At 57.6% G+C, this 7321-nt stretch carries 12 protein-coding genes and 1 pseudogene; 1 reads left to right on the top strand and 12 read right to left on the bottom strand.

The window, feature by feature from the left end:
• Window positions 1–647: 647 nt before the first annotated feature.
• The 3 genes and pseudogenes from AC6CWS_RS26245 to AC6CWS_RS26235 form a co-directional block, all read right to left on the bottom strand.
• Window positions 648–710: pseudogene (locus AC6CWS_RS26245) on the bottom strand (hypothetical protein); the annotation flags it as partial.
• Window positions 711–724: 14 nt separating this feature from the next.
• Window positions 725–1075, bottom strand: coding sequence for a hypothetical protein (locus AC6CWS_RS26240; RefSeq protein WP_047722605.1), 351 nt, complete (start codon window positions 1073–1075; stop codon window positions 725–727).
• A complete protein-coding gene (locus tag AC6CWS_RS26235) occupies window positions 1072–1344 on the bottom strand; it encodes a hypothetical protein (RefSeq protein ID WP_065905257.1) in 273 nt (90 codons plus the stop codon). The genes AC6CWS_RS26240 and AC6CWS_RS26235 overlap by 4 nt, the downstream gene beginning before the upstream one ends.
• Window positions 1345–1533: 189 nt before the next feature.
• Here AC6CWS_RS26235 and AC6CWS_RS26230 point away from each other — a divergent pair, with 189 nt between their 5' ends.
• On the top strand, window positions 1534–2019 hold the full coding sequence (locus AC6CWS_RS26230) for a cytoplasmic protein (protein ID WP_065905260.1): 486 nt from the start codon (window positions 1534–1536) through the stop codon (window positions 2017–2019).
• A 245-nt stretch (window positions 2020–2264) separates the two neighbouring features.
• Here AC6CWS_RS26230 and AC6CWS_RS26225 read toward each other — a convergent pair whose 3' ends face one another.
• The 9 genes from AC6CWS_RS26225 to AC6CWS_RS26185 all read right to left on the bottom strand — a co-directional run.
• The gene (locus AC6CWS_RS26225) at window positions 2265–2384 is read right to left on the bottom strand and encodes a type I toxin-antitoxin system Hok family toxin (RefSeq protein WP_223156217.1); all 120 of its coding nucleotides are present in this window, start codon (window positions 2382–2384) and stop codon (window positions 2265–2267) included.
• Window positions 2329–2481 carry a DUF5431 family protein gene (locus AC6CWS_RS26220; protein ID WP_224230667.1) on the bottom strand — a complete coding sequence of 51 codons (153 nt, stop codon included), beginning with the start codon at window positions 2479–2481 and terminating at the stop codon, window positions 2329–2331. The genes AC6CWS_RS26225 and AC6CWS_RS26220 overlap by 56 nt, the downstream gene beginning before the upstream one ends.
• A gap of 158 nt (window positions 2482–2639) precedes the next feature.
• Window positions 2640–2966, bottom strand: a complete 327-nt coding sequence (locus AC6CWS_RS26215; RefSeq protein WP_038992719.1) for a hypothetical protein — start codon at window positions 2964–2966, stop codon at window positions 2640–2642.
• Window positions 2963–3691, bottom strand: coding sequence for a plasmid SOS inhibition protein A (locus AC6CWS_RS26210; protein WP_040107916.1), 729 nt, complete (start codon window positions 3689–3691; stop codon window positions 2963–2965). Before AC6CWS_RS26210 ends, AC6CWS_RS26215 begins: the two co-directional genes overlap by 4 nt.
• Window positions 3688–4119, bottom strand: a complete 432-nt coding sequence (psiB, locus tag AC6CWS_RS26205; protein ID WP_038992715.1) for a conjugation system SOS inhibitor PsiB — start codon at window positions 4117–4119, stop codon at window positions 3688–3690. Before psiB ends, AC6CWS_RS26210 begins: the two co-directional genes overlap by 4 nt.
• A 44-nt stretch (window positions 4120–4163) precedes the next feature.
• On the bottom strand, window positions 4164–6164 hold the full coding sequence (locus AC6CWS_RS26200) for a ParB/RepB/Spo0J family partition protein (protein WP_065905262.1): 2001 nt from the start codon (window positions 6162–6164) through the stop codon (window positions 4164–4166).
• 68 nt (window positions 6165–6232) lie between these two features.
• Window positions 6233–6481 (bottom strand): DUF905 domain-containing protein, encoded by a 249-nt coding sequence (locus AC6CWS_RS26195; protein ID WP_004206771.1) that lies wholly within the window; start codon window positions 6479–6481, stop codon window positions 6233–6235.
• 48 nt (window positions 6482–6529) lie between these two features.
• The gene (gene ssb, locus AC6CWS_RS26190; RefSeq protein WP_004206772.1) at window positions 6530–7072 is read right to left on the bottom strand and encodes a single-stranded DNA-binding protein; all 543 of its coding nucleotides are present in this window, start codon (window positions 7070–7072) and stop codon (window positions 6530–6532) included.
• 30 nt (window positions 7073–7102) lie between these two features.
• Window positions 7103–7321 (bottom strand): single-stranded DNA-binding protein (locus tag AC6CWS_RS26185; RefSeq protein ID WP_498256458.1); only part of this gene is annotated, 219 nt, incomplete at its 5' end.

The raw sequence follows: 7321 nt of genomic DNA, 5'->3' as shown, positions 1-7321 counted from the left end.
CCGCAAGGGCAAAGACGCCACGGCCTGACGCATCTGTCCGGGGCAGGACACAAAAGTTTTTGCGGTTCCATGCAAAAAGTTTTGTGGACTGTTCATTACACCCTGGACAGCTAATGCGACAGGTTGTGGCTATGTCAGCCCGGGCGAATGGACTCAAACGGGTGATTCGGGTACCAGGGGAAAGGAGCAGGCACCCGCCGCAACGACGGAACGCGCGGGCGCGAAACGGCGTTGCCCTGCAGAGTGCCGGCAGTCCTTCGCCGGCACGGTGAAAGCGGCGCGGCCGGAACGGTCGCAGCAAGCGCTGCCGTTGACCTTGACTTCAGACATCAGACACTAGCCGTCAGGCCCGAAACCGCCTGCGGGTTCGGCGGAGCCCGGCAGGTGCGAAGCAGCTGCCCTGGCGGAGTGTGGCTCGACGACTGGACAGCGCAGCTGGCCGGGAGCCGAAGGGGTCCAGCTTTGGTGTGCTTTTAAGCCTTTTCAGTTTTAAAAAGGGACACAGCAGGAAATAAAGCCATCACAGGAAGGAACGGAGGAGTATCAGAACAAAAGCCCGCAGAGAAATCACGGGCTGATCCAACGGGCGAATCGAGAACAATCAACATAAATCAACATCTACAGCTCAATAACCGGGCTGGATGTTATATCGCCCCGGCAATCATCTTAAGATTAGCGGTAAGATGTCTGCAGGACAGTACGTCACTCATCGGTTTTACCTTCTTCAGCGATCGAGCCGTTCGACGGTGGCCAGCAGTTGTGGATAGGTCGCTGACTGGCACTTTTCGTACAGTGATTCAGCCGCGGGGATCCCCTCCAGATAGTAATCTGAGTCCCGGATTTCCTGAGCCAGATATTCAATAAAGGCGGGTTCCACAACGGAGCCATTCAGCACATTAAGCAGAACCTGTGTTTCTTCGTCATCGAGAGGAAGGGCACAGGCGCGAACCAGATGCGCATAGCGATCAAAGATATTATTCAGCCGTTCAGTCACCCCTTCCCTGTGGGAGTTCAGATGTGCTCGCAGCTTAGGCGAAGGCGTGAAAGAGGGGTTGCGGGAGATCTCTTTTTTCATTGCTTATCCTCAGAATATTGGCCCGACATAATTAAGAATTTGCGCCGCTCCCTCACGAACTGGCGGTACCATTTACGGGCAACACTGGCCAGATCGTCCTCAGAAGCGTCACAGAAAAGTGTACTCCCCATAAACCCTCCCCCACGGCAAATCTGTGCACCTGTGCTACCAGGGCGTCCCGGGGACTCCAGGTGAACATAGCCACCACTGTCGGGTGCGTAAAAACTGAAAATTTCGCCGGTTTTACGGGATTTTATCGTGAAGTTCATGCTGGCTCTCCTTTGGCTCACCCGCGACTGCGCTTCGCCTCTCTGAGTTTAGTGGATTCACTGCTGTTCATTACACAGACAACTGTATGACAGAAGTCATACACAATCAAGCAAGAAGAGTAAAATTTGAGCGCAATAGACATTAATGCTAATGTACGCATCCATTAGCATTAACAACCGGTGCATAAAATGGCTCAGGAATCCCAGACTGAACAGTCTCGCGCTTACTTTTACCGCAACTTTACGTACACAATCGAACATCTGACCCGGGATTATCAGGCTGAACTGCAGCGTTATTCTGATGATTCGTGGGAACTGCCTCAGCGAGCCGCACGCCTCAGCGCAGCAGTTAAGCGCTATAAAACGTACCGGATGCTGAGTTTTATTTTTGAGATAGCTGACAGCATCGATCTGGACTTAACCCCGCTAATTGTAAAGCGCCTTTGTATGCGCCTTTTCGGCCGCGCGGGTAGCCAGGACATAATTGTTGCCACTTTTGGCCAGAAGGGTCGCCAGCACCGCAGCCGCGATAATACGCCTGCCATCCTGGATGATATAGCTTCCCGCTACCGTCTTGCCGCATACTCCTGTCAGGCCTCCACCCTGAGTGATATTGAAAGTGTGAAAAAGCACTATCAGACAGGCATCCGTGCAGCACGGAACAGGGAAAAATAGCCTTTCCCGGTAATAGCTAATGGATGCGTACATTAGCATTAGCATGACCAGAGGGAGGGAAAAGGGGCTACCGTCCTGCTCTGTTCCCCGCAGGGGAACTGCCCTTACCGGAAGTTGAGGCGTGCGGTCGCATCGGAAAGGAAAAAGGGGCTACCGGTGAACCGGCAACCCCTTCATAAAGGCGCTTCAGGCATGACAGACATCATCTCCCCTTAATGGCGGGGGTTTCCCCCCGCCGGGGTTAGCTACTTAGCGGATTCGTAAGCCATAAAAGCCGCCACCTCCCTGTTCGTGTCCCTGTACCGGATTTCACAGAGTGATTTCCGGGTGAGGTAAGTGAATATCAACAGTGTGAGGCACACTATTAATACGCACCCGAGCAGAGTGTTTCGCGGCAGTTTCATGGCCTTCTTCTCCTTGCCTCGCGGCATCTAAGAGGCTATCCTGATGTTGTCTAGGCATACAGGTGGCCTCGTGGGTTAATGAAAATTAACTACGGGGCTTTCTGCTTTCTGCCACACAACACGGTAACAAACCACCTTCACGTCATGAGGCAAAAAGCCTCAAGCGCCACCGCCAGTATACCTTACCCGCTGCCATACTGACCAGGCATCGCGCCATCATCGTTCTGATTTGCCGCGAAAATACCCGGGTCTGCTCTCAAGCTCCCGCTCGATCAGCTCGTCGGCAAACAAGGGCGCAATCCTGTTGATGCGGCGCACCAGATTCCGGTGGCGGGCGGCGGCTTTCCGCTCGTCGCTCCAGCGCTTAATCTGCCTCTCGTCCAGAAAATCCACGCATACCGCATATCCCGCGCCCGCTACCCAGCAAGACATCACTTCTTCAGGTGCCGCCTGCCCTGCCTCCACGACAACGGAAACCAGCTCCTGTGGACCCGGGCAGGGCCTGTGCGGCAGTTTCCAGCGCAGGGAATAGCGCCACTTCATCCGTGGCTCCGGTGTGTCAGCTTGTTCGGGACCTGCCAGCGTTCTGCCTGACGCACAGACTCCGGCGTCTCTCTCACAATGAAGCTGATTTCATGCATGACACCATACAGCGGCTCCCCGGCATCCCGCAGCCAGTCCAGAGAGGCCAGCGAGGCATATCGCGATCGCCAGTGCCAGAAGGCAGGGGCAAGCTCACGCGCGTCAAACTCACCGGCCCACCGGCGGTACCAGCTGATGACCGTTTCCGGTGACTGGAAATTCAGCTCCGTGACGGCCTGTCCCAGCAGGTTCTGCCGTAATCGCCAGTGATGCACCATTGCGCGTTCTTCCCGACGCATCTTACGGGTAAAGGCGAGGCTGCTGCGCTGTTTCCGGCGCTCAGTCCGGCTGTGCTGCACCTCGGGGAACAGTTCGGCCTGAACATCAACCGGCAGCGGCAGCGGGCAGCACTCCCCGTGACTGGCAATCAGTGCATCGAGCGCCTCTTCCACCTGTTTAAGACTGCTCAGACGATGTTTCGGGTCCCAGTTCAGGCCGGGAATGCGCTGCGCCACGGTCGTGTTCATACGGCTGTTCCCGGTCAGCAGGCGCAGGAAAGTACGCACGTGTGGCGCTGCAGACAGACGAGCACCGCGCTGGCGGGCATTCTCCACGGTCATGATGGCCTGCAGCGCAGCCTGCCGGGCAGGCTGCAGGGTGACAAGGGAACGGGACGAAGGGATCATTGTGCGCCCTCCTGTTCCAGCGTACTGATGATACTGGCGCAGGAATATCCGTCAGTATCGAGACACGCTATCAATGCTAGCGTGTGGGAGATCAACTCCGGGTTAAATGCTTCCATGCTGCGAACAACAGAGAACGGCTGGCCACCACGTGTCACAAAGACGATCATCCAGCGCTCACTCAACTCTCCGGGGCTGCAGACAGCGACATCAAAATGGCAATGGGCCGGAGAAAAGCGGATCTGAACCGGGAAAAAACCGCCAAACTCACTGCGATATTCACCGTTCACGGACCAGCCTGACGGCAGATGCAGAACACGCATCACTGCATGGGTCAGCTCACGGCGAAAATCTTCACCCGCAGCGCGGTAATCTTCCAGCTCGTCGATGGACATGGTTTTGAGGACGTCCAGAGTCAGTAACGTTTTCATCTTCAGTCTCCTTATCGCCGCCCCGCAGGGCGGCGTCTCCGTTATCAGGCTGCGTGTGAAGTCGGTTCGTCAGTGTCAGGGGCAGCATGTGCATCGTCCGGCTTTGCGGCATCCGGGGACTGCATCCAGCCCGGTACCCAGCGGGAGCCGGAGAGCCACTGTTCCGCATGGCTGGCAGCATCACCCTTCTTCATTTTTTCGGCATCCGAGGCGGCTCCGGTCAGCCCGGCCTCCTTCAGCGCCGCCACAATCTGGGCCTTGCTGAGCAACCCGAGGAAGTTATCCGCTGTCGGCTGCCACCAGTCGCGCAGATGAAATCCCAGCGCCGCCTCCACGCCATCGAGGTCACTGCGGCCGGTATGTCCACATTCACGGGTCTGAACACCGTCGACGGAACAGGCAGCACAGAAGGCCATCAGCGACATCAGGGTCTGCCCGTCGAGGGTAAAGAAGGTGGTGAAATCCTTCTGCCACCCCTCCGGCAGCAGGGCTTCCAGACGGGCTTTCTCCTGCATCAGATACCGCCATGCCTGACCTTCCTCTCCGGTCGGGGCTTCACTGGTCAGGCCGCTGTGATGCACCTCAAGGCGCAGGACGAACGGATGCCGGGTGGTGGTGCAGTAGTCAAACACGCAACTGCACAGCCGCCAGGCCATCAGGGCCACGGCTTTCTGTGGCTGCTTAACCAGTTCGGCCTGAACCGCCAGTGTCCTTTCTGAAGACATTTTTTTCAGCAACGGCATGCTGATGCCTTCTGCCGCATCAGGGATACTGCGGGTGACCACATGTACGGCAGCCTGATCGCCACCGTGTTCCCCGACGTCAGAGACCGCCGTCTGGATCTTCTTCTGGACACCACGCTGGACGCAAAGCTCACCGTCATACAGACTGACCACCACGCCACAGGCCGCTTTCTGCTCCGGTGTCCACGCCCGAACTGACGCCGCATTTTCAATCTCATCAATCAGCACCTGAATCGCGGCTTCATCCTCAAAGGTTTCCGTTGCCTCCAGCGTGGCGTACAGTTCATCAAGACGCTGTAGCTCCTCAGCGCTGAATTCCCCCTCCGGCGCCGGCAGCACCAGATAATGCTCGCGGTCATCGCCGTAGTTTCTGACGGAGCCCTCACGAGCCAGTGACCATGACCAGCCTTCCTGTTGTTCGATGGCCAGCGCAGCCGCCGCCAGCTTCTCCTGAACCAGACGCTCAACCAGTACCCCATCAGCCGTTCCGTCTCCCTCCTGGGCGCTGAACAGATCCTCACGCACCACGCCCCCGGCGGCCTCATACGCTTCACGACCGATAAACACGAAGCGGGAGTGGGTTACGGCGATTTCCGTATCCGTGATGGCCCGCTTCAGCAGGTGAGCGGGTGTGCTGCCGTATGAGGTTTTCACCTGGTCATACACCTGCACCTGACGTGCCGGGTCGCTCTCCAGACTCAGGGACTGACACTGCTCCACGTCGAGTTTGTCCTCTGCCAGCAGGGTGATCAGTTCCGGGGCGAGGTTTGCCAGCTTCAGCATCCGCTGAACGTGACGGGCACTGTAGCCCAGCAGGTCCCCGATTTGAGCCGGGGTTTTCCCCTCTTCTGACAGGGTGCGGAACCCGCTGATTTGCTCTGCCGGATGCATGGCCACCCGCTGGTTGTTCTCGACCATCGAGGCAACCATCGCCAGGTCGTCACTGACACGCTTGGCGACAACGAGATACCCGGCATCGATGCGCTGCTCGCTGAGCAACTGTTGCAGGGCGGCAAGACGGCGGCCACCTGCAGCCACCCCTGACATACCGTCCGGCAGCGAGTGAACCACCAGATTCTGGATCAGGCCGATCGCCATGATGGAGTCAGCCATCTCCCGGACACTGTCAGCCGGATAGGGGATCGTGCGAACGTTCAGCGGGGATTTGACCAGCGCCGACAGCGGCACCATCTCAACCTGAGCAGCCTCAAGCGCGGCTTTCAGGGCGGCGGATTCGGCAGGGTTCACCGATTTTTTGCTGGTTTTAACCGGCGCTTTTGCTTTAGACTCGGTCACTGACATAATTGATTTCTCTCCGATATTGGTTAATGTCTGCCGGGCAGACCCATCTGCCCGGCACCTATTACGGCTTATTGCGTTTTGCGTACTCCGTAGTCCCGGATGTAACGGTTCATCATGTCCTCGCCGCCCGGTTCAAAATTCCAGACGCGCCAGACCATGCTGCCGTCATCCTGATGACGGACGACAAGGCGAAAATGGGTCCCCTGGTCATCTTCAATCGCCACATTCTGATACTGCGCGGCGACAATCTGAGCCTGCTCGCGGGTAAACGTGCCATCCGGCAGAGATTCAAGCGGGGACAAAACGTTATGGTCCATATGTTTCTCCTTCTCTGCCCCGCCTGAACGGGGCGTCTTCATCATGGTTTAAAAGGGCGCGTCGTCATCCATTGGTGGGAAATCATCCGGGAGTGGCTGAGGCGGTTGCTGAGACGGAGCCGCATCCTGACGGCCTTTCTTACCGCCCTTCGCTTTCGGGGATTTAGCCGGGGCCTGAGCAGGTTGTGCCGGGGCGGCAGGACTCTGCGGCTGCGCAGTGCTCTCAGGCACACCGGATTCACGGCGGCCGCCGAGCATCTGCAGGGTGCCGTTCTGGCCGACCAGCACCTCGGTGACGTAGCGCGTGACTCCGGCATCGTCCTGCCAGTTGCGGGTGCGCAGCTGGCCCTCGATGTAGACCTGCGCGCCTTTACGCAGGTATTCGCCCGCCACTTCCGCGAGCTTGCCGAACATGACAACACGGTGCCACTCGGTGTTTTCGCGCATCTCTCCCGTCTGCTTGTCACGCCATGTTTCAGACGTGGCCAGCGTCAGATTGGCCACTGCGCCCCCGTTGGGCATGTAACGCACATCCGGTTCCTGTCCCAGATGTCCGACCAGAATGACTTTGTTAACGCCACGTGCTGCCATGATGAATCTCCTTACTCTGTTGTTTTGTCTTTAAAAACCATCACCCGTTGAGTTGCCGGGGCCGCGGTTTTGACTTTGTGCGGGGACCTGCTGAACCTGCCCCCTGGTTGTTACCTTCACCCGTTTGAGAGCCGTTCGCCGCAAGGGCAAAGACGCCACGGCCTGACGCATCTGTCCGGGGCAGGACACAAAAGTTTTTGCGGTTCCATGCAAAAAGTTTTGTGGACTGTTCATTACACCCTGGACAGC

Source organism: Klebsiella sp. M041 (assembly GCF_059759695.1).
This window is presented reverse-complemented; position numbering and strand designations above follow the sequence as displayed.

Bases quoted from the DNA above. Each gene is read 5' to 3' on its own strand.
- AC6CWS_RS26220 (WP_224230667.1), bottom strand. From the start codon at position 2,481: ATGCCTAGACAACATCAGGATAGCCTCTTAGATGCCGCGAGGCAAGGA.
- AC6CWS_RS26230 (WP_065905260.1), top strand. From the start codon at position 1,534: ATGGCTCAGGAATCCCAGACTGAACAGTCTCGCGCTTACTTTTACCGC.
- psiB (WP_038992715.1), bottom strand. From the start codon at position 4,119: ATGAAAACGTTACTGACTCTGGACGTCCTCAAAACCATGTCCATCGAC.
- AC6CWS_RS26195 (WP_004206771.1), bottom strand. From the start codon at position 6,481: ATGGACCATAACGTTTTGTCCCCGCTTGAATCTCTGCCGGATGGCACG.
- AC6CWS_RS26210 (WP_040107916.1), bottom strand. From the start codon at position 3,691: ATGATCCCTTCGTCCCGTTCCCTTGTCACCCTGCAGCCTGCCCGGCAG.
- AC6CWS_RS26215 (WP_038992719.1), bottom strand. From the start codon at position 2,966: ATGAAGTGGCGCTATTCCCTGCGCTGGAAACTGCCGCACAGGCCCTGC.
- AC6CWS_RS26240 (WP_047722605.1), bottom strand. From the start codon at position 1,075: ATGAAAAAAGAGATCTCCCGCAACCCCTCTTTCACGCCTTCGCCTAAG.
- AC6CWS_RS26200 (WP_065905262.1), bottom strand. From the start codon at position 6,164: ATGTCAGTGACCGAGTCTAAAGCAAAAGCGCCGGTTAAAACCAGCAAA.
- AC6CWS_RS26235 (WP_065905257.1), bottom strand. From the start codon at position 1,344: ATGAACTTCACGATAAAATCCCGTAAAACCGGCGAAATTTTCAGTTTT.
- ssb (WP_004206772.1), bottom strand. From the start codon at position 7,072: ATGGCAGCACGTGGCGTTAACAAAGTCATTCTGGTCGGACATCTGGGA.